Source organism: Aquamicrobium terrae (assembly GCF_040545735.1).
Classification (GTDB): Bacteria; Pseudomonadota; Alphaproteobacteria; order Rhizobiales; family Rhizobiaceae; genus Mesorhizobium; species Mesorhizobium terrae_A.
In genome coordinates this window covers 73,919-92,000 of the sequence record NZ_JBEPML010000010.1, presented here as the reverse complement: position 1 = coordinate 92,000, position 18,082 = coordinate 73,919, and the positions used below count along the sequence as shown (strand labels likewise).

Here is an 18,082-nt window from a genome sequence, read left to right as displayed (position 1 = left end):
CGCAGATGCACAACTTCCTCTTCGGTATCTATCCCTATATCGCCATCACGGTGATGGTGATGGCCAGCATCGCCCGCTACGAACGCGACCCCTTCACCTGGAAATCGAAGTCGAGCCAGATCCTGCGCAAGCGGCAGTTCGTCGCCGGCTCGGTGCTGTTCCATGTCGGCGTGCTGATGATCTTCGCCGGCCATCTGGTCGGATTGCTGACGCCGATCCAGATCTTCGATTTCCTGGGCGTCGGCCATGGCGCCAAGCAGCTTCTGGCCGTCGCCGCCGGCGGCGTGGCGGGGATCATGGCCCTGGTGGGCGGCCTTCTGCTGCTGCACCGACGGCTGTTCGATCCGCGCATCCGCGCCAACTCCACCCTTGCCGACACCGGCATCATGATATTGCTGATGATGCAGTTGCTGCTGGGGCTCGCAACCATCATCGTCTCGCTCGGCCATCTCGACGGGGAGGAAATGGTGAAGTTCATGAACTGGGCACAGAGCATCATCTATCTGCGCGCCGGCGCGGCGGACTACATCGTCGATGTCAATCCTCTGTTCAAGGCGCACATCGTGCTCGGCCTGACCATCTTCCTGCTGTTCCCATTCACCCGGCTCGTCCACATGTTCTCCGCGCCGATCCGCTATCTGTGGCGGCCGGGCTACCAGATCGTGCGCTCGCGGCGCGGGGCCAGGCCGGCGGGCACCGGGCTGACGCCGCTGCCGCGGCCGGGCATGGAGCCGGGCGAATGAGGGTCCTCGATCGCACCAACGCCCCGGTGCCGGTCACCGTCAACGGCATCGTGATCGCCCCCGAGGCGATCGCGGCCGAGGCGCAGAACCATCCGGCGCCGAAGGGCAAGCCGGCCTGGGCCTGGAAGGCGGCGGCGCGGGCGCTGGTGCTGCGCGAGGTGCTGTTGCAGGAGGCGAGGGCGCGCCGGATCGCGCCGGCGCCGGTCGAACTGGCCGAAGGCCAATGGGAGACGGAGGAGGAGGCGCTGATCCGCCAGCTTCTGGAAAGCGCCATTCCTCCGGCCGTAATCGACGAGGACGAATTGCGGGCGATCTACGACGACGCGCCGGACCGGTTCCGGGGGCCCTCGCTGTTCGAGGCCGCGCATATCCTTTTTCCCGCCGCGCCCGATGACGCGGAAGGCCGCGCCGCCGCGAGGTCGCGCGCCGAAACGGTACTGATCGAACTGCATAGCGATCCGCGCCGCTTCGCCGCGCTCGCCGCCGAGCACAGCGCCTGCCCCTCGCGCGCCAATGGCGGCATGCTGGGCCAGCTTGCCTCGGGCGATACGGTGCCCGAATTCGAGGCGGCACTATGCAGCATGGACGAAGCAAGCATTTCCGGCACGCCGGTGGAAAGCCGCTACGGCTTCCACCTGATCCGGCTGGACGCGCGCGTGCGTGGCGAGGTCCTGCCTTTCACCACTGTGCTGCCGCATCTGCGCCAGGCACAGGAAAAGGCGGACTGGGTGCGCGCCAGCCGCGCCTATGTCGAGGAACTGGCGGCACAGGCCGAGGTCACAGGCATCGACCTTGCAGACCACCTTGCCAAGGAAGCGAGATTATCAGCATGACTTCTTCATCTGCCTTGCCCGATCCTTTCTATTGCGGCTGCGAAACCGAACCGGAACCGGGGAAGCTGGTTTCCGTCGATGTCGCCCTGCGCCAGGGGCTGGCGCTGGCCGGGCCGGTGGCCGGGGTGGAGCGCCTGCCGCTCGACCAAGCCCATGGGCGGGTGCTTGCCGAAGCGGTACGGGCTCAAAGCCCACTGCCGCTGTTCGACAATTCCGCCATGGACGGCTACGCCATCCGCCTTGCCGACCTTGCCGGGACGGGGCCGTGGCGCCTGCCGGTGTCGGGGCGCGTGGCGGCCGGCGATGCCGGCAGCGAGCCGCTTCCGGCAGGCACCGCCTTGCGCATCTTCACCGGCGCGCCCGTCCCGCCCGGCTGCGATGCCGTGGTCATGCAGGAAGCGACACGGCCGGAGGGCAACATGATCCGGCTGGACCGGCGCCCCGCGCCGGGCGAAAGCATCAGGCACGCCGGCGAGGACCTTGCCGCCGGCACCGAGATCGTGCCGGCCGGGCGCTGCATCGGCCCGCGCGCGGCGGTGCTGCTGGCTTCCGCGGGCTGCGGCGAAGTCGCCGTGCGCCGCCGCATCCGCGTCGCCTTCTTCAGCACCGGCTCCGAACTGTGCGCGCCCGGCACGCCGCTGGCCCCGGGGCAGATCTGGAATTCCAACCGCTACCACCTCCAGGGCTCCCTCGACCTGCCCTGGGTGGAGGCGATCGACATGGGTGCCATCCCCGACCAGCCCGACCGGCTGCGGGAGGCACTGGAACAAGCGTCCCGCAAAGCCGATCTGGTGGTGACCACCGGCGGCATTTCCGTCGGCGACGAAGACCATATGCCGGCGGTCCTGCGCGCTGCGGGCGGCGTCATCCACGTGATGAAGGTGGCGATGAAGCCCGGCAAGCCGCTGATCATCGGGCGGATCAGCGCCGCGCTCTATCTCGGCCTGCCGGGCAACCCGGTTTCGGCCTTCGTGACCTGGCACGTGATCGGAGCCCGCATCGCCGAAGCCCTGGCGGGGCTGACGGACGGCGCGCCGCGGCGCATCATCGTGCGGGCCGGCTTCGACCGGGTGCGGTCGCCGGGGCGCTGCGAGTTCCTGCCGGCCCGCCTCGGCAGCTATGACGGACATGGCACGCGGGCGGTGGAGATCGCCACCTCGGAGGTTTCGCATCGGGTGGCGCTGCTTGCGCAAGCCGACGGCCTGCTGCTGATCCCGTCGGAAACAGACCGCATCCAACGTGGCGACATGCTGGAATTCCTGCCCTTCCACGAAGGATAGAGCCGTGATGAAACTGGGCTACGTGACCGTACAGGGGAAGGGCCGCATCGACCTGCTGTTGGCCGAGGTCGTCGAACGGCTGGAAGCCCGTGGCATGGCCCTGGCCGGAACCGTGCAGACCAATATCGAGCGGCACGACCGCCCCCGTTGCGACATGGATCTGCGCCTGCTGCCCGACGGCCCGGTGGTGCGCATCAGCGTCGACCGCGGGGCGGAAGCGCGCGGCTGCCGGCTGGATGCCGGGGCGCTGGAGCAATCGACGCTGTGGGTTGCCGGCGCGCTGGCGAAGGCCGAACTGCTGGTGGTCAACAAATTCGGCAAGCAGGAAGCGGAAGGCAAGGGTCTGGCCGGCTGCATGGCACATGCCCTCGAACGCGGGCTTCCCGTGCTTGTGGGCGTCAACGGGCTGAACCTGCCGGCGTTCCTCGAATTCACCGACGGAATGGCGCAGCAATTGCCGCCCGATGCCGCGCGGGTCGCGGACTGGTGCCTCACTGCGGTCGCCGAGACGGCTCTGCCGGAAATCCGCCGCGACACCCGCATGGCGGAACTTCCATCAGCCTGATCCAACAGCCGCGGTACGGCCGGAGGTGCAGCTATGCATCGATATCGCTTCTGTTTGATCCAGGCCAAATAGAAGCGTCGGCAAAACGCCTATGGTGCGTTTCATCGCAATCCGGAGAAGCCGATGGAACTCGATCTTCACCCCTCTGCCGGTCGGTCCGCCTCCTCTCGGCACCGTAACCCCTATTTCGGCGCGGCACCTGCCGATGCTTCGACCAATTGGGCGCGAGAGGTCAGCGAAATCCTCAAGGCGGCCGCCCATGAGGGCCGCTTCCTCATCCTGACCATCCTCACCCATGGCGAGAAGTCGGTGTCCGAACTGGTGAAGGCGGTAGAACTGCCGCAATCGGTGGTTTCCTGGCATCTGGCCCGCTTGCGGCTGGGCAACCTGGTCAAGACCAGAAAGGATGGCCGGGTGGTCTACTATTCGCTTGCGGGGGCCGAAATTCCGGCGCTGGTCAAGATATTCAGCGCCTTCGCGAGCGACGGCATGAAGCAGGACGGCCTGCCCGCCGCATAGCGCGCGTGAAATCAGGAGCGGGCATCCGCAGCAAGGAAATCAGGCCCGCGCATCACCGTTTCGGAGGCCTGCGACCTGTTGAAGGCGTTCTGGGAGAACATCAGGTCCGCGACAGTATAGCGGTCGAGGGTCGCCACGAAGGAGTTCAGCGCTTCGTTGAGGACATTGGGAAGGCGGCAGCACCTGCTGATGATGCACTGGTTGCCCGTGGCGAAGCACTCCACCAGGGCGAAGTCCGGCTCTGTCGCCCGCACAACGGCGCCGAGATTGATCTGTTCCGGCGGCATGGCGAGCCTGAAGCCGCCCGACCGGCCGCGAACGCCTTTCAGATAGCCGCCTTTCGTCAATATGTTGACCACCTTCATCAGATGAGCCCTCGAAATCCCATAGACTTTCGCAGTCTCCTCGATGGTGATCAGCCGGTCGCCGGCCATGCCCGCATACATCAGCACCCGCAGGGCGTAGTCGGTGAACATCGTCAGTCGCATGTAACCCATCCAGCGCGGCGCCGTCGGCAGGCCGTCCATGTTAGCAACAATCGGTCACATCTGGCACCATAAGATGGATTGGGAAAGCATCTTATCACCAGCCGGCGAAGCCAGGTCCGCACGGTGCGAATGCCCCATCATGCAGGCCAGAGGCGTGAACGGAGCTGTGGCCGACCTTCAGGCGGCAAGCGCAACCGGTTCGTCCGGCTTCCGATCCCGGGCAGACGCCTCGATGCGCGCGGCGCGCGCCATCCAGTCCCAGAGCAAACCCTGGTCCTCCTTGGAGAAGCGGGCTCGCCGCTTCAGGTCCTCGAAGGAATCGCCCGGGTGGCAGCGGTCGAACTCGGCGGCGATCAGGGCTTCGTGGCGCAGGCGCGTAGGAGCGTCGTCCGGCCCGATTGCCTGCGTGAACCCATTCAATGCCATATACAACCGGTCTTCGGCGAACTGTGTCATCGCTTTCTCCTTTGCCTATGCATGCCTGTCGCGCTCCATCGCCTCCATGGCGACGATCAGCGCGCCGCAGTCGGCGCATGGCCCTGCCCATGGTCCGGCATTGGCCGCCGCATGGAGCCGTTCGAGCCGCAGATGCCAATCCAGGCGCCGTTCCGCATTGTCGTCCGGCAGCGGTACCAGGACCACGGACGGTGGCACGACGCCCGTCGCCCGCATGCCGCACAGGCACATGAGGCGTCTGGTCATCACGCCCGCCATATCCATGACCGTTTCGCGGGGTCGAGGCCTGTCCATGGCATCGTCTCCTTCAAGGTCTCGCCTTCCGGCGGCTGGCGGGCCGGGGCGGAAAGAACCATGCCCGGCACCCAGCTTCATGCCGGCTACGGTAGCCCGTAAAAGATATATTGACAATATATCTTTTGAGGCGAAGATTGAATGCGCATCCGCAAGGATCGTCCTTCCTCAACCAAAGAGATTTTCCAAAGAGGCTTCCCATGAGTGATTCACCCAGCACACCTGACGTCATCGACGTTCGCGTTCTCGTCCCGGCCGAGCGGCATGCGAGGATTTTCGCACTTGTCGACGCGCTGAAGCCCGGCGCCTCCTTCCTCCTCGTCAACGACCACGATCCGAAGCCGCTGCGCTACCAGCTCGAGGCCGAATATCCGGGAGAGTTCTCGTGGACCTATGTCGAGCAGGGGCCGCAGGTCTGGCGCGTCGAGATCGCCAAATTCGCCAAGGCCGCCTGAATCCATTCACCCGTGGCGCCGGTCTCCGCCGGCGTCACGCCGCCGAGGCCATGGTCATGACCGGTGTCAGTCTTTCACGCTGGACGATGTCCTACTTTGCCGTCGCGCTCGCCGCGCTGGTCCTCGGCGAAGCGCTCATGCTCGCCGGATACGGCTTTCCCGCCGCGCCGCTGCGCGCGCCGCAGACGCTGGTGCTCGTCCACCTGATCGCCATCGGCTGGCTCAGCCTGCTGCTGTGCGGCGCGCTGTTCCAGTTCGTGCCCGTTCTGGTGGCACGCAATCTTCACAGCGACACGCTGCCGCTGCCCGCGCTGGTTCTGCTGGTGGCCGGCCTTGGCCTGCTGCTTTGCGGCTTCCTCCAGCTTGCCGGCACCATCGCGCCGACGCCGTCGCTGCTGCCCTATGCGGCGACAGCGCTGGCGGCCGGCTTTGCGATCGTCCTCTACAATCTCGGCCGCACCCTGTGGGCGGCGCGCCCGCTGCCGCTGCCGGCGCGCTTCGTCGCCGTCGGGCTTGCATGTCTTGCGGCGACCGTCACGCTGGGCGCCATCTTCAGTTTCGCCTTCGCGGCCCTGTTGCCATCGGAGGCGCTTGCCGCCATCGCCGCATCGGGCCTTCCCCTCCACATCATCGCCGGGCTGGGAGGCTGGCTGACCTTCGTGGCGATGGGCGTTGGTTACCGGCTTCTGGCCATGTTCATGCTCGCCCCAGAGCTTGACGGGCTGCGGCCGCGCACGGCGCTCTGGCTGGGGGCCGGCGCCCTTGCCGTGGCCATCGTCGGCGGCCTTGCGCTGGCCCTTCTCGACATTTCTGTCTTCCCGGCGCTTCTGGCGAGCGCCGTCCTCGGCGCCGTCTCTCTCGCGCTCTACGGCGCGGACATCGTCTACCTCTATCGCGCCCGCAAGCGCCGCATCATCGAGCTGAACAGCCAGATGGCGGCACTGGCCCTGCTTTCGCTGGCGACGGCGGCGGTATTGGGCGCCGTACTGCTCGCCCTCGGCCTCTTCTTCGACCAGATCGGCACGCTCGTCTTCCTTCTGGCCTTCGGCTGGCTTGGCGGGCTCGGCCTCGCCAAGCTCTACAAGATCGTCGCCTTCCTGACCTGGCTGGAATGCTACGGGCCGGTGCTCGGCAAGCAGCCGACTCCGCGTGTGCAGGACCTTGTGGTCGAAGCCCGCGCCCGCAAATGGTTCCTCCTCTACTATGCCGCCGTCTGGAGCGGCAGCGTGGCGCTTGCCATTGCGCAGCCCCTCTTGTTCCGGCTGGCGGCAGGCGCCATGCTGGTCGCGACCATCGCCATCGCGGCCCAGCTGGTGCGCACGCGCCTGCTGTCGGACGTGGCCGCCGGCAACCGGTTGCCCGAAGGCGCGCATCGTCCCCATCTTCTCATTTCCCTTGCCGCCACAGGCTGATGACAGGAGCCTTTCCGATGACCGATATCTTCGTTGACCTCGACGTCCGCCCGATCCTGCGCGACGGCGGGGAACCCTTGTCCGAAATCATCCAGGCCGTCGAGGCATTGGCGCCGCACGAGGGCTTGCGGCTGCTGGCCCCCTTCAAGCCGGTGCCCCTGTTCCAGCTTCTCGGCAACCGGGGCTTCAGTTATGAGGCGCGCGAGATCGGGGAGGGCGACTGGGAGGTGCTGTTCCATCGTTCCGAAGCGCCCGCCGCCGATCCCGGGCCCTTGCCCCAAACAACCGGTGCAGGCGATGCCGACGGCTGGCCGGAGCCGGTCCGGCACATGGACAGCCGCGACCGCGAGCCGCCCGAGCCGATGGTGCTGATCCTGGCCGCCCTCGAAACCATGGAGCAGGGTGAAGTGCTGTCGGCGCTGCTGTGCCGCGAACCGATCTTCCTGCTGCCGGAACTCACCAAGCGCGGCCATGCCTGGCGCGGCGGTTTCGAGCCTGACGGCACCACCTACCGGATACTCGTGCGCAATGGTGGCGCCCATGATGCGGCGGCCTAGAACGCAGCCGCAGAACCACCGAGGCCAAGCATGTTCATCCAGACCAAAACGACAGGCGACGACGCGACCCTGAAATTTCTGCCCGGCCGGCAGGTCCTGCCGCACGGGACACTTGAAATTCGCAACCGGGCGGAGGCCGGCCGCTCGCCACTGGCTGCGAAACTGTTCGAGATCAGGGGCGTGGCGGCCCTGTCCTTCGACGCAGACTCCATCACCATCACCCGCAATGCCGGCGACTGGCGGCACCTCAAGCCGGCCCTGCTCGGAATCATCATGGAGCATTTCATGTCCGGCGCGCCCGTCGTCCTCGAGCCTCCGCGCAAGCCGCCGCCGCAGGAAGACACGGAAGCCGGCACGCTCGCTGCGAAGATCGAGGATGCGCTCAGGCTGGTGATCGACCCCGAACTCGGCTTCAACATCATCGACCTCGGCCTCGTCTATGACGTGGTCGTCGAGGACGGCGGCACCGCCACCATCGTCATGACGACGACCACCCGGGGCTGCCCGGCGACCAATTACCTCAAGGACGGCGCGCGTGAGGCGGCATGGGCGGTGGAGGGCATCGAGTTCGTCGACGTGAAGCTCACCTATGAGCCGCCGTGGGAGCCGGACATGATGAGCGCCGCGGCCAAGGACCATCTCGGCATCGCCGATTGAGACCGCACGCATCCGCTTTCTGGCACTCGCACTGAGTTGGTGCTAGTGCCATGGAATCACGAAGTTTTTTGAAATCGTGAAGCATTGCCGGCTTGAATTTGCAGGGCAATCGGCGACAATTCCAGAAGGGTGGGTGACCGAGCGCGAATCGGGTGGCGCAAGGAAAAAGGTCAAGGAGTTCGATCGCGCCGGAAAAGTTCGCATCATCCGCTCCGACCGTCGCCTTGCGACCGGGGCAGGCACGGTTCCGAGGGAACCAGCCCGGACCATGGGAAGGATGCGCCGATGGCCACCACGGTCAGCAGGGATTTCGAACTCCAGTTGAAGGGCTACGGCCTGACCACGGCCGAAATCCACTACCACATGCCCGATCACCCGAGCCTGCTTCAGCTCTACATCTGGCAGGAATACGATCTGGCGCCGCATTTCCCTGAATTGCGGGGTTTCCTGGACTACTGGACCCGGGAGCTGGACGGCCCGCTGCATTCGGTGCGGGTCGCCCATCACAACCTGATCAAGCCTTCCGAATGGCAGGCGGTCGACGGCATCATCTCCTTGCATTGAAGTTCGGGTAGAAGCAGGAGAGGGCTTTCAAAAGGACAGCTATGCCCGCAGGGTAGCAGTCCACATGGTGCGCGTCGCGGGAAGGGGGCGACTCCGCGGCGGCGCCCGGGCCGGCTCGCACAGGGATGCGCACAGCGATTCCAAAACACCTCGCACCGCCTGCTTTCGAGACGATGACGGATGGTCTGGCCGTCGCGGCCACCGCTGAAGCTGCTTTCTCCGGTCAAGGAGTGCCGGCCGTTTCCCACCGGGAACGGATCGCACGATATACGGCGCTGGCGCTTCAGCCCCGCAATCGGCCACGCCTGCCTTCACGCATCAGAAATGCAGGCGTGCATTGTCCTTCACCTCCTTCATGACGAAGAAGGTGCGGGTCTGGCGCACGCCCGGAAGGGCGATCAGCTTCTGGCCGTGCAGCTTGTTGAAATCGGCCATGTCGCGCACCCTGATCTTCAGCAGATAGTCGAAATCGCCGGCCACCAGATTGCAGTCGAGGACATCCTTGATTTCCAGAACCGCGGCCTCGAAGGCGGCAAAGCTTTCGGGCGTCGAGCGGTCGAGCACCACGCCAACCATCACCACGGCGCCAAGGCCGACGGAGGCCGGCGCGATTTCCGCCCGCACGCCAGTGATGTGCCCTTCTTCGAACAGGCGCTGCGTGCGCCGGTGGCAGGTGGCGGGGCTGACATTCACGCGCGCGGCGAGCTCGGCATTGGTCAGTCGTCCGTCCGCTTGCAGCGCGCGCAATATCTTGATGTCGGTGCGGTCCAAAACAATTGCGGAAGAATCTTCCATAATCCTACCAGAAATAATGAAAATCATTGGATATATCGCCTCATAGCAGATTTATGGCATTCTGATCAGTCAAAATTAGAGAGCACCTTTCATCCAGATTGCCCTACCTTGCGCCTCGAATTCGCAACGGAGCCCGTCAATGTCCCTGCTTGAAAAATTCGAACGCTACCCGCTCACCTTCGGCCCGACACCCATCGAGCATCTGCCCCGGCTGAGCGAGGCGCTCGGCGGCAAGGTCGAGGTCTGGGCCAAGCGCGACGACTGCAATTCGGGCCTCGCCATGGGCGGCAACAAGCTGCGCAAGCTCGAATATATCGTGCCCGACGCCATCGCCTCGGGTGCCGACACGCTGGTGTCGATCGGCGGCGTACAGTCGAACCACACCCGCATGGTGGCGGCCACCGCCGCCAAGATCGGCATGAAATGCGTGGTCATCCAGGAAAAATGGGTGCCGCATTACGATGCGGTCTACGACCGCGTCGGCAACATACTGATGACGCGCCTGATGGGCGCGGACAGCCGCCTCGTCGAGGACGGCTTCGACATCGGCATCCGCAAGAGCTGGGAAGACGCCATCCAGTCGGTCAAGGATGCGGGCGGCAAGCCCTATCCCATCCCGGCCGGCGCCTCGGTGCATAAATTCGGCGCGCTCGGCTATGTCGGCTTCGCCGAGGAAGTGGCGCAGCAGGAAGAGGGGTTGGGCTTCAAGTTCGACTACATCGTCGTCTGCGTCGTCACCGGCTCGACCCAGGGCGGCATGATCGTCGGTTTCGCCGCGCAGGACCGCGCCGACCGGGTGATCGGCATCGACGCCTCCGGAACCTGTGACCAGACCCGCGCGCAGGTGCGCCAGATCGTCGACGGCACTGCCGAACTGGTGGGCCTCGGCCGCGCCATCCGCGAGGACGAGATCGTCATCAATCCCGACTATGCCTATCCGGCCTATGGCGTGCCCTCGGAGGAAACCAACGAGGCGATCCGGCTTGCCGCGCGCACCGAAGCGATGATCACCGATCCTGTCTATGAAGGCAAATCCATGCAAGGCTTGATCGACCTGACGCGCAAGGGCTTCTTCCCCGAGGGATCGAAGGTGCTCTATGCCCATCTTGGCGGCGCGCCGGCCCTCAACGGCTACAGCTACTACTACCGGGAAGGCTGACAACGCCGCCGGCCGGATCGCGGATACACCGGGGGCGTCAGGGCAGTGGTCGCCGCGCGCTCAGGATGAAGCGGCGGTAGACGCGAGTGCGCAACCGGTTGCGCAGGTCGGCGCCTTGCCGTTGCGCCCTGGCGATAGCGTCATGCGACCTGTAGCGGACGTCCACGAAGCCGGCCTCGGCTAGAAGCGCGGCAAGCCCGTCATAGGTCAGGCCCTCGCCGAAGGGGAGGGCGCGCATGATCTTGGCGTGCCTGTCGCTGAGCGCGCCGTCGTAGTAGGGGTCGGCTCCGTGGATGCGGTCGAGCAGCGCGACCAGCCGCGCGAACAGGCGGCCCGTCAGGCTGGGCTTCGTCCAGTCGCCGTCATAGACGAGCAGCCGGCCGCCGGGTCTCAGCAGGCGCAGCCATTCGCGGAACGTCGCCTGTGGGGCGGTCAGCGTCCACACAAGATGACGACAGACGATGGCGTCGTAGGCGGCATCCGGTTCCATGGTGTTTTCGGCATCGGCAAGGATGAAGCGCAGCCGCTCCTTGCCATTGTGCTTGGCGCGCGCCACCTCCAGCATCGCTTCCGAGAAGTCGAGCGCGGTGACGTCGTGGCCGAGATCGTGGATCAGCCGCGTGACTTCGCCGGTGCCGCAGGCGAGCTCCAGCACCTTGAGCGGTTCCTCGCCCAGCGTGTCGCGGATCGGCCGCTGCCAGGCGCTGAATTCCGCCTCGGAGAATATGCCGTGGCCGAAGGCGAGATCGAAGGTCTCGGCGCGCTTCGACCAGTAGGAGCGGATCTCCTCCTTGAGGTCGAAATTGCCGGCATGTGGCAGAGGCGCGTTCATTTCCCGAACCCGTTGCGGCCGAGGATGTCCTCGAAGCGCTTCCTGGCGCGCTGGGGCACATTGTCGGCCGGGAAGGACGCCGGCCGGGCCGCATCGCCGACGCGGATGACCATCACCATGCCCATGCCGTAATGCGGCGAGCACTTGATGCCGTAGAAACCTTCCTGATCGAGTTTGATCTCGATCTCCTCATTGATCTGGCCGAGGAAGCCGGGATTTCCCTCCGGCACCATGCCGTCGATCGTCGCGGCATTATGGCCGCTGGTCGTCTTTATGAACTTCACCGTGTCGCCGGGCGCAACTTGCAGGAAATCCGGCTCATAGACCATCGGGCCGGTCTCGTTGCGGTTCAGCATCATCACCTCATGCATTTCGGCGACGGCGGGCGCGGAGGGGACAAGCAAGGCAAAGATAAGGGCGGATGCGGCGATGCGCATGGTATTCCTTTCAGCGTATGTGATCGAGACGGAAAATCCGGGCGCCGTCGGCGGGGTCGACGACGATGCTGGCGCGCACGCCGAACACCTCCGCGATGCGTTCCACGTCCAGCACCTCCTCGGGCGCGCCGAGTGCCACCAGCCGCCCGCCCGCCATGACGCCGACGCGGTCGCAGGTGAGCGCCTGGTTGAGGTCGTGCAGAGCGACGATCGACGTCACCGGCAGGGCCGCGACCAGCTTCAGGATCGAAAGCTGGTGGCGCACGTCGAGATGGTTGGTGGGCTCGTCGAGCAAGAGGATGCGCGGGCGCTGCGCCAGCGCGCGCGCCAGATGCACGCGCTGCTTCTCGCCGCCGGACAGCGTGGCCCAATAGCGCTTCTCGAAACCGTGCAGATCGGCGTCGGCCAGCACCTCGGCGACGATGCGGTCGTCCTCATGCGACCATGGTTGCAGCGGCGTCAGCCATGGCGTGCGGCCAAGCTCCACCGCATCGCGCACGGTGATCGCCTCCCCGGTATCGGCCTGCTGTTCGAGATAGGCGATCTTCTGCGCCGCCAGCCGGCGCGGCAGGGCGCCGAGCTGCTGGCCTTCGACCGCGACCTCGCCGGCCGTCGGCTTCAGGATGCCGGACAGCAGCCGCAGAAGCGTGGATTTTCCGGAACCATTGGGCCCGACGAGCCCCAGCGTTTCCCCCTCATGCACGGCAAGGTCCACGCCGCCGACGATCTGCGTGCGGCCCACGCGCCAGCCCAGATTGCGTGCCTGAAGGATCATGGCCGGCGCCGCCCCCTGAGGAGGATCAGGGCGAAGGCCGGCGCGCCGACCAGCGCGGTGATGACGCCGATGGGCAGCACCTGTCCGGGGATCATCGTGCGCGAAAGCACGTCGGCGGCGATCAGGAAGGCGGCTCCGGTCAGCGCCGTCGCCGGCACCAGCCGGCCATGGCGCACGCCGACCACGAAGCGCGCCGCATGCGGGATGACCAGCCCGACAAAGCCGATGGAGCCGACGATGGAGACCATGACGGCGGTGACGAGCGCGGTCAGCCCGATCAGCACCGTCTGCACGGTGCGCACCGGAATGCCCAGCGAAGCGGCGGATTCGGCCCCGAAGGCGAAGGCGTCCAGGGCGCGCGCATACCACACGCAGGCGATAAGGCCTATGGCCGCGACAGGCACGGCCAGCGTCACATCCGGCCAGCGCACGCCGCTCAGATTGCCGAGCAGCCAGAACATGATGCCGCGCGCCTGCTCGGCGTTGGCCGACTTGGTGATGATGAAGGAGGTGAGCGCGTTGAAAAGCTGCGAGCCGGCAATGCCGGCCAGGATGATCTGCCCGGTGCCGCGCGCCGAAACGCCGCCACCGGCCGCCCGTGCCAGCAGCGCGACCAGCAGGAAGGCGGTGAGCGCGCCGGCGAACGCCCCGAGCGACATGGACACCGCCCCACCGCCGATGCCGGCGATCGTCACCGTCACCGCACCGGTCGAGGCGCCGGCGGAGATGCCGAGCAGATAGGGATCGGCCAGCGCGTTGCGCAGCAGCGATTGCAGCACGAGGCCGGACAGCGCCAGCCCCGCACCACAGGACGCGGCCACCAGCGCGCGCGGCAGGCGATAGTTCCAGACGATGCCCATGTCGATCGGGTCGAGCGGATAGGCGGCGCCCAGCACCTTGTTGGCCAGCGTCTGCACCACGACGGACAGCGGAATCGCAGTCTCGCCGATGCAGGTGCCGGCAAAGACCGTCGCCGCCAGCACGACGATGCCGGCCGGCCAGCGCCACCACAGGCGCGCCATGGAATGCTGGCCGGCAGCGGCAATCGTCACTTGGCGATACCCAGATCCACCAGCGCGTCGGCCAGCACCTCGATGCCGGACACGGTGCGCATGGTGGCATCCATGGCATGCGCATCCATCACCACGATGCGGTTGTTCTTCACCGCCTCCATCTGGCTGGCGACCGGATCAGTCTTGAGGAACTCGAGCTTCTTTTCATGGTCGTCAGCGGGGAAGCGGCGGCGATCCATCCTGGCGATGATGATGATCGTCGGGTTGGCCTTGGCGATGGTTTCCCAACCCACGACCGGCCATTCCTCATCGGATTCCACGATGTTCCTGATGCCGAGCTTGTCCAGCATATAGGCCGGTCCGCCCTTGCGGCCGGCGACATAGGGATCGATGTTCATGTCGGCACTGGAGAACCAGAACACGGCCGAAACGTCCTTGAGATCGAGGGCTTTTGCACGCTCGACCGCGTCCGCTTCACGCTTCACGAGATCGGCGACGACTTCGTCGCCCTTGTCCTGCACGTCGAAGATTTCGGCAAGCTCGCGCACGCCCTGATGGATGGTTTCGGTCGAGAAGGCGGCGGTGCGAGTGCCGTCGACGCCGACCGAATTGTCCTTGGCCACGCAATCGGCAGGCATCACATAGGTGGGGATACCGACCTCGTGGAACTGCTCGCGGGTCGCCACAATGCCTTCCGGCCCGACATGCCAGATGAACTGGACAGCGACGAGATCGGGTTTTTTCGCCACGACGCTCTCGAAGCTAGGATCGTTGTCGGCCAGCCGCTCGATTTTGTCGTTGATCGACTTGTGCTCGGGCAGCACGTCGGTGAACCAGACGGAGGTGCCCGTCACCTTGTCGCCGAGGCCCAACGCATAGAGCGCCTCGGTGGCGGCCTGCCCGACGGTCACGGTGGTGGCCGGCGCCTTGTCGAAGGTGATCGTCTCGCCGCAATTCTCCAGCGTGAGCGGATATTTCGTGGGCTCGGCGGCCGCATGGGCCGTGAGCAGCGCAAGGCTAGCGGCAGCAAGTGCCAGATGCGGGAAGGTCATGACGCGAAGTTCTCCGATCGGTTTGCAGCGGGGAACGGAGGCTTCGGGCGGGGAACGCAATGAAACGCCACGCATCCGCAAGGATGCGGCAGACAGCCTGATCGGGCAGGGACGGCTTCATCGACAACCTCTCCCGGGCACCCCGCCCGGCATGTTCAGTTCCAGGTGTCGGCAGGTCTCCTGACTGACGGATCAACATCCCTCCCCACCTTCCCGGGCCGAAGCCCAGTGGCATTTTTTGGGGAGCGGACTCACCGCCTACAGTTGCGGGGGCAGTTTCGTTTCGCAGGTTCCTGAAGAAGCCTGCGGCGAATTCCCTCTTCGTTCCTTTCGGAAACCGACGCCCGTTCGTATCGCATCCTGGCGCAGCATTTCAAGCCGAGAAAAGCCATTCCCCCAGATGTCGCTTACGGCAGAGGCGACGCCTTGCCGAAACCGGCGGGCGCGGGCTCAGCGCAGCAGGTGGATAGAAGAAGGGGAGGGCGTAAGGAACACGGTATCGCCGGTTGCGAACAATCCTGCTTCCGCCGGGTTGGGGCTGTCGACCAGCCAATTGCCGAGACCTTCGATCTCGACCAGATATTCGGCGATGTTGCCGAGGAACATGACGCGGCGCACCGTGCCGCGGAAATCGCCCTTGTCCCCGGCAAGATGGATCGCTTCCGGCCGGACGACGGCGGTGACGGTCGTGCCGGCTTCGAGGTCGGGCATCTCGCGCACGCCGATGCGCACGCCGTTGATGTCGACCGCATCCCCCGACAGGATTTTCACCGGCACGAAATTCGCCTTGCCGATGAAGTCGGCGACGAAGCGGCTCGCCGGCCGGGCATAGATTTCGTGCGGCGTGCCGAGCTGCTCGACCACGCCGGCATTCATCACCACGATCTCGTCGGAGATGCTCATCGCCTCGACCTGATCATGGGTGACATAGATCGAGGTGATGCCGACGCGCTGCTGCAACTCGCGGATCTCGACCCGCATCTGCTCGCGCAGCTTGGCGTCCAGATTGGACAGCGGCTCGTCGAACAGCAGCACCTTCGGCTCCATGACGATGCAGCGGGCAAGCGCCACGCGCTGCTGCTGGCCGCCGGAAAGCTGGTTGGGCGAGCGCCGCGCATAGCCCGAAAGCCCCGTCTGTTCGAGCACGCGGTTCACCCGTTCCTCGATCTCGGCCTTGGGCAGCTTGCGCAGCCTGAGGCCGAAAGCAACGTTCTCGAACACGTCGAGATGCGGGAACACCGCGTAGGACTGGAACACCATCGCGGTGTCGCGGGTGTTCGGCGGCTCCTCGTTCATGCGCTTTTTGCCGAAGAAGATGTCGCCGGAGCTTGGCTCCTCGAAGCCGGCGATCATGCGCAGCAGGGTGGTCTTGCCGCAGCCGGAAGGGCCGAGCAGAGTGACCAGCTTGCCGGCACCAATCTCCAGGTTCACGTCCTTGACGGCGGCGACGGTGCCGCCATCGGGACTGGAAAAGAGCTTGTTGAGGCCGACGATGCGGATGCTGTCCGTCATTTGAATCTTACCATGGAGGTGTGGCGGCTCCAGCGACCGATGAGGTAGCTGATGATGCCGATGGCGATGAGCACGATGACGATCACCACCACGCTGAAGGCGGCCGCGACGCCGAGCCGGCCGGAGCCGACCTGGTTGAGGATCTGCACCGTCATCAGGTTCCAGTTGGCCGAGACCAGGAAGATTGCGGCGCTGATCGCCGTCATGGCGCGCACGAAGGCATAGACGAGACCGGAGAAGAATGCCGGCGCGATCAGCGGCAGCGTCACCTTGCGGAAAGTGGTCAGGCCGCTGGCGCCGAGGTTCTGCGCGGCTTCCTCGATGGCCGGATCGATCTGTCGCAGCACCGCGATACCGGACTGGATGCCGACCGGCATGTAGCGAAACACGAAGCACAGTACGAGGATGGTGAGCGTGCCGGTGAGGATCAGCGGCGGCGCGTTGAAGGCGAGGATGTAGCCGATGCCGACCACGGTTCCGGGCACGGCGAAGGACAGAATCGAGCCGAATTCCAGCGCCGTGCGTCCGGGGAAGCTGCGGCGCACGACGAGGAAGGCGATCAGCATGCCGAGCAGGCCGCTCACCGGCGTCGAGACGATGGCGACGACCAGCGTGTCCTTCACCGAGTTGAGCCCGACATCGAACACATAGAGGAAATGATCCAGTGTCGGCGTGTAGTTGAAGCCCCAGACCTTGGTGAAGGCGCCGACGAGGATGACGGCATAGAAGGCCGCCACCAGCAGCGCGAAGAATATGACGAGCCCGTAGAGAAGCCATTTGACCGGCTGGCTGACGATCTTGCTGGTCGAGGCGGTCGGCTTGCCGGTCACGGTGATGTACTGGCGCTTGGCCAGATAATAGCGCTGGATGGCGAAGGCGGTGAGCGACGGGATCAGCAACACGATCGCCAGCGTCGCACCGCGCGACAGGTTGAAGGAGCCGGTGATCTCCAGATAGGCCTGCGGCGCCAGCATCGGGAAGGCAGCCCCGGCGAGCACCAGCGGATTGCCGAAATCGGCCATGGATTCGATGAACACGATGAGGAAGGCGCTGGCGATACCGGGCAGGGAAAGCGGCAGGCTCACCTTCCAGAAGGTCTGCCAACGGGTGGCGCCGATGTTGAGCGCGGCGTCCTCCAGCGTCGGGCTGAGCGAAGCGAGCACGCCGCGCAGCGACAGATAGGCGATTGGCGCGAAGGTGAAGACCTGCGACAGCACCACGCCGTGAAAGCCGTAGATGGAAAAATCGTTGAGGCCGAGGAGCTGGCGCGTGATCAACCCGTTGAAGCCGAACAGGAACAGGATCGACACCGCGCTGACGAAGGGCGGCGAGACGATCGGCAGGATCGTCACGTAATGCAGCAGCGTCTTGCCCGGCACGTCGAGGCGCGTCAGCACGAAGGCGGCGAGATAGCCGATGGCCACGGAGATCACGCCGACCAGCGTGGCGACGCCCAGGCTGTTCATCAGGGCGTTGCGATAGAGCCTGCGCTGCGCGAGTTCCGCATAACCGTCCAGCGTCCACACACCGCCGATCTGGACGCTGGCGACCAGCACCTTGATCAGCGGGTAGACGACGAAGACGACGATCGACAGGGCGATCGCCGCCAGCAGCACGAGCAGGATCGGGTCTCGCGCGAGCTGCCGCAGTTCGGAACTCAGGCTGCGTGACAAGAGGCGCCCGC

At 65.6% G+C, this 18,082-nt stretch carries 22 protein-coding genes, 1 pseudogene and 1 riboswitch; of the genes and pseudogenes, 12 read left to right on the top strand and 11 right to left on the bottom strand.

The annotated features are described in order from the left end of the window. The first annotated feature begins 5 nt into the window (after window positions 1-5). The 5 genes from narI (at window position 6) to ABID37_RS15195 (ending at window position 3,940) form a co-directional block, all read left to right on the top strand. Complete coding sequence (gene narI / locus ABID37_RS15215) at window positions 6-743, top strand: respiratory nitrate reductase subunit gamma (protein ID WP_354196206.1); 738 nt, start codon at window positions 6-8, stop codon at window positions 741-743. Beyond that, window positions 740-1,576, top strand: a complete 837-nt coding sequence (locus tag ABID37_RS15210; RefSeq protein ID WP_354196204.1) for a peptidylprolyl isomerase — start codon at window positions 740-742, stop codon at window positions 1,574-1,576. Before narI ends, ABID37_RS15210 begins: the two co-directional genes overlap by 4 nt. Further along, the gene (locus tag ABID37_RS15205) at window positions 1,573-2,856 is read left to right on the top strand and encodes a molybdopterin molybdotransferase MoeA (protein WP_354196202.1); all 1,284 of its coding nucleotides are present in this window, start codon (window positions 1,573-1,575) and stop codon (window positions 2,854-2,856) included. The genes ABID37_RS15210 and ABID37_RS15205 overlap by 4 nt, the downstream gene beginning before the upstream one ends. A 7-nt stretch (window positions 2,857-2,863) precedes the next feature. Further along, window positions 2,864-3,421, top strand: coding sequence for a DUF2478 domain-containing protein (locus ABID37_RS15200; protein WP_354196200.1), 558 nt, complete (start codon window positions 2,864-2,866; stop codon window positions 3,419-3,421). A 123-nt stretch (window positions 3,422-3,544) separates the two neighbouring features. Continuing rightward, on the top strand, window positions 3,545-3,940 hold the full coding sequence (locus tag ABID37_RS15195; protein WP_354196198.1) for an ArsR/SmtB family transcription factor: 396 nt from the start codon (window positions 3,545-3,547) through the stop codon (window positions 3,938-3,940). A gap of 11 nt (window positions 3,941-3,951) precedes the next feature. Here ABID37_RS15195 and ABID37_RS15190 read toward each other — a convergent pair whose 3' ends face one another. The 3 genes from ABID37_RS15190 to ABID37_RS15180 form a co-directional block, all read right to left on the bottom strand. Continuing rightward, window positions 3,952-4,428 carry an RrF2 family transcriptional regulator gene (locus ABID37_RS15190; RefSeq protein ID WP_354196196.1) on the bottom strand — a complete coding sequence of 159 codons (477 nt, stop codon included), beginning with the start codon at window positions 4,426-4,428 and terminating at the stop codon, window positions 3,952-3,954. A 177-nt stretch (window positions 4,429-4,605) separates the two neighbouring features. Next, a complete protein-coding gene (locus tag ABID37_RS15185) occupies window positions 4,606-4,884 on the bottom strand; it encodes a hypothetical protein (protein ID WP_354196194.1) in 279 nt (92 codons plus the stop codon). Window positions 4,885-4,899: 15 nt separating this feature from the next. Next, complete coding sequence (locus tag ABID37_RS15180; protein ID WP_354196192.1) at window positions 4,900-5,178, bottom strand: hypothetical protein; 279 nt, start codon at window positions 5,176-5,178, stop codon at window positions 4,900-4,902. A gap of 200 nt (window positions 5,179-5,378) precedes the next feature. Between ABID37_RS15180 and ABID37_RS15175 the strand changes: the two genes are divergently transcribed. The 6 genes and pseudogenes from ABID37_RS15175 (at window position 5,379) to ABID37_RS15150 (ending at window position 8,823) form a co-directional block, all read left to right on the top strand. Further along, the gene (locus ABID37_RS15175) at window positions 5,379-5,633 is read left to right on the top strand and encodes a DUF2249 domain-containing protein (protein WP_354196190.1); all 255 of its coding nucleotides are present in this window, start codon (window positions 5,379-5,381) and stop codon (window positions 5,631-5,633) included. A gap of 56 nt (window positions 5,634-5,689) precedes the next feature. Then, window positions 5,690-7,045 (top strand): hypothetical protein, encoded by a 1,356-nt coding sequence (locus tag ABID37_RS15170; RefSeq protein ID WP_354196188.1) that lies wholly within the window; start codon window positions 5,690-5,692, stop codon window positions 7,043-7,045. Window positions 7,046-7,062: 17 nt separating this feature from the next. After that, window positions 7,063-7,602 carry a DUF2249 domain-containing protein gene (locus ABID37_RS15165; RefSeq protein ID WP_354196186.1) on the top strand — a complete coding sequence of 180 codons (540 nt, stop codon included), beginning with the start codon at window positions 7,063-7,065 and terminating at the stop codon, window positions 7,600-7,602. A 30-nt stretch (window positions 7,603-7,632) separates the two neighbouring features. Continuing rightward, a pseudogene (locus ABID37_RS15160) lies at window positions 7,633-7,884 on the top strand (NifU N-terminal domain-containing protein); the annotation flags it as partial. A gap of 3 nt (window positions 7,885-7,887) precedes the next feature. Further along, window positions 7,888-8,259, top strand: coding sequence for a metal-sulfur cluster assembly factor (locus ABID37_RS15155; protein WP_354196410.1), 372 nt, complete (start codon window positions 7,888-7,890; stop codon window positions 8,257-8,259). A 285-nt stretch (window positions 8,260-8,544) separates the two neighbouring features. Next, on the top strand, window positions 8,545-8,823 hold the full coding sequence (locus ABID37_RS15150; protein ID WP_354196184.1) for an usg protein: 279 nt from the start codon (window positions 8,545-8,547) through the stop codon (window positions 8,821-8,823). Between the two features lie 318 nt (window positions 8,824-9,141). Here the strand turns inward: ABID37_RS15150 and ABID37_RS15145 are convergent, their stop codons facing one another. After that, window positions 9,142-9,618, bottom strand: a complete 477-nt coding sequence (locus ABID37_RS15145; protein ID WP_354196182.1) for an Lrp/AsnC family transcriptional regulator — start codon at window positions 9,616-9,618, stop codon at window positions 9,142-9,144. Window positions 9,619-9,757: 139 nt separating this feature from the next. On the opposite strand from ABID37_RS15145, the gene ABID37_RS15140 reads away from it, so the two are divergent. Further along, window positions 9,758-10,777 (top strand): 1-aminocyclopropane-1-carboxylate deaminase, encoded by a 1,020-nt coding sequence (locus ABID37_RS15140; protein WP_354196180.1) that lies wholly within the window; start codon window positions 9,758-9,760, stop codon window positions 10,775-10,777. Between the two features lie 37 nt (window positions 10,778-10,814). On the opposite strand, the gene ABID37_RS15135 is transcribed toward ABID37_RS15140, so the two are convergent. The 7 genes from ABID37_RS15135 to ABID37_RS15105 all read right to left on the bottom strand — a co-directional run bounded on the left by ABID37_RS15135 (window position 10,815) and on the right by ABID37_RS15105 (window position 18,071). Further along, on the bottom strand, window positions 10,815-11,609 hold the full coding sequence (locus ABID37_RS15135) for a class I SAM-dependent methyltransferase (protein ID WP_354196178.1): 795 nt from the start codon (window positions 11,607-11,609) through the stop codon (window positions 10,815-10,817). Then, window positions 11,606-12,046, bottom strand: a complete 441-nt coding sequence (locus tag ABID37_RS15130) for a pseudoazurin (RefSeq protein WP_354196176.1) — start codon at window positions 12,044-12,046, stop codon at window positions 11,606-11,608. The genes ABID37_RS15135 and ABID37_RS15130 overlap by 4 nt, the downstream gene beginning before the upstream one ends. A gap of 10 nt (window positions 12,047-12,056) precedes the next feature. Further along, window positions 12,057-12,821, bottom strand: coding sequence for an ABC transporter ATP-binding protein (locus ABID37_RS15125; RefSeq protein ID WP_354196174.1), 765 nt, complete (start codon window positions 12,819-12,821; stop codon window positions 12,057-12,059). After that, window positions 12,818-13,843, bottom strand: coding sequence for a FecCD family ABC transporter permease (locus ABID37_RS15120; protein ID WP_354196408.1), 1,026 nt, complete (start codon window positions 13,841-13,843; stop codon window positions 12,818-12,820). Before ABID37_RS15120 ends, ABID37_RS15125 begins: the two co-directional genes overlap by 4 nt. A gap of 26 nt (window positions 13,844-13,869) precedes the next feature. Continuing rightward, complete coding sequence (locus ABID37_RS15115) at window positions 13,870-14,886, bottom strand: ABC transporter substrate-binding protein (RefSeq protein WP_354196173.1); 1,017 nt, start codon at window positions 14,884-14,886, stop codon at window positions 13,870-13,872. A 153-nt stretch (window positions 14,887-15,039) separates the two neighbouring features. After that, window positions 15,040-15,243: riboswitch (cobalamin riboswitch) on the bottom strand. Between the two features lie 93 nt (window positions 15,244-15,336). After that, a complete protein-coding gene (locus tag ABID37_RS15110) occupies window positions 15,337-16,398 on the bottom strand; it encodes an ABC transporter ATP-binding protein (RefSeq protein WP_354196172.1) in 1,062 nt (353 codons plus the stop codon). Beyond that, window positions 16,395-18,071 carry an ABC transporter permease gene (locus ABID37_RS15105; RefSeq protein ID WP_354196170.1) on the bottom strand — a complete coding sequence of 559 codons (1,677 nt, stop codon included), beginning with the start codon at window positions 18,069-18,071 and terminating at the stop codon, window positions 16,395-16,397. Before ABID37_RS15105 ends, ABID37_RS15110 begins: the two co-directional genes overlap by 4 nt. Between the last annotated feature and the right edge of the window lie 11 nt (window positions 18,072-18,082).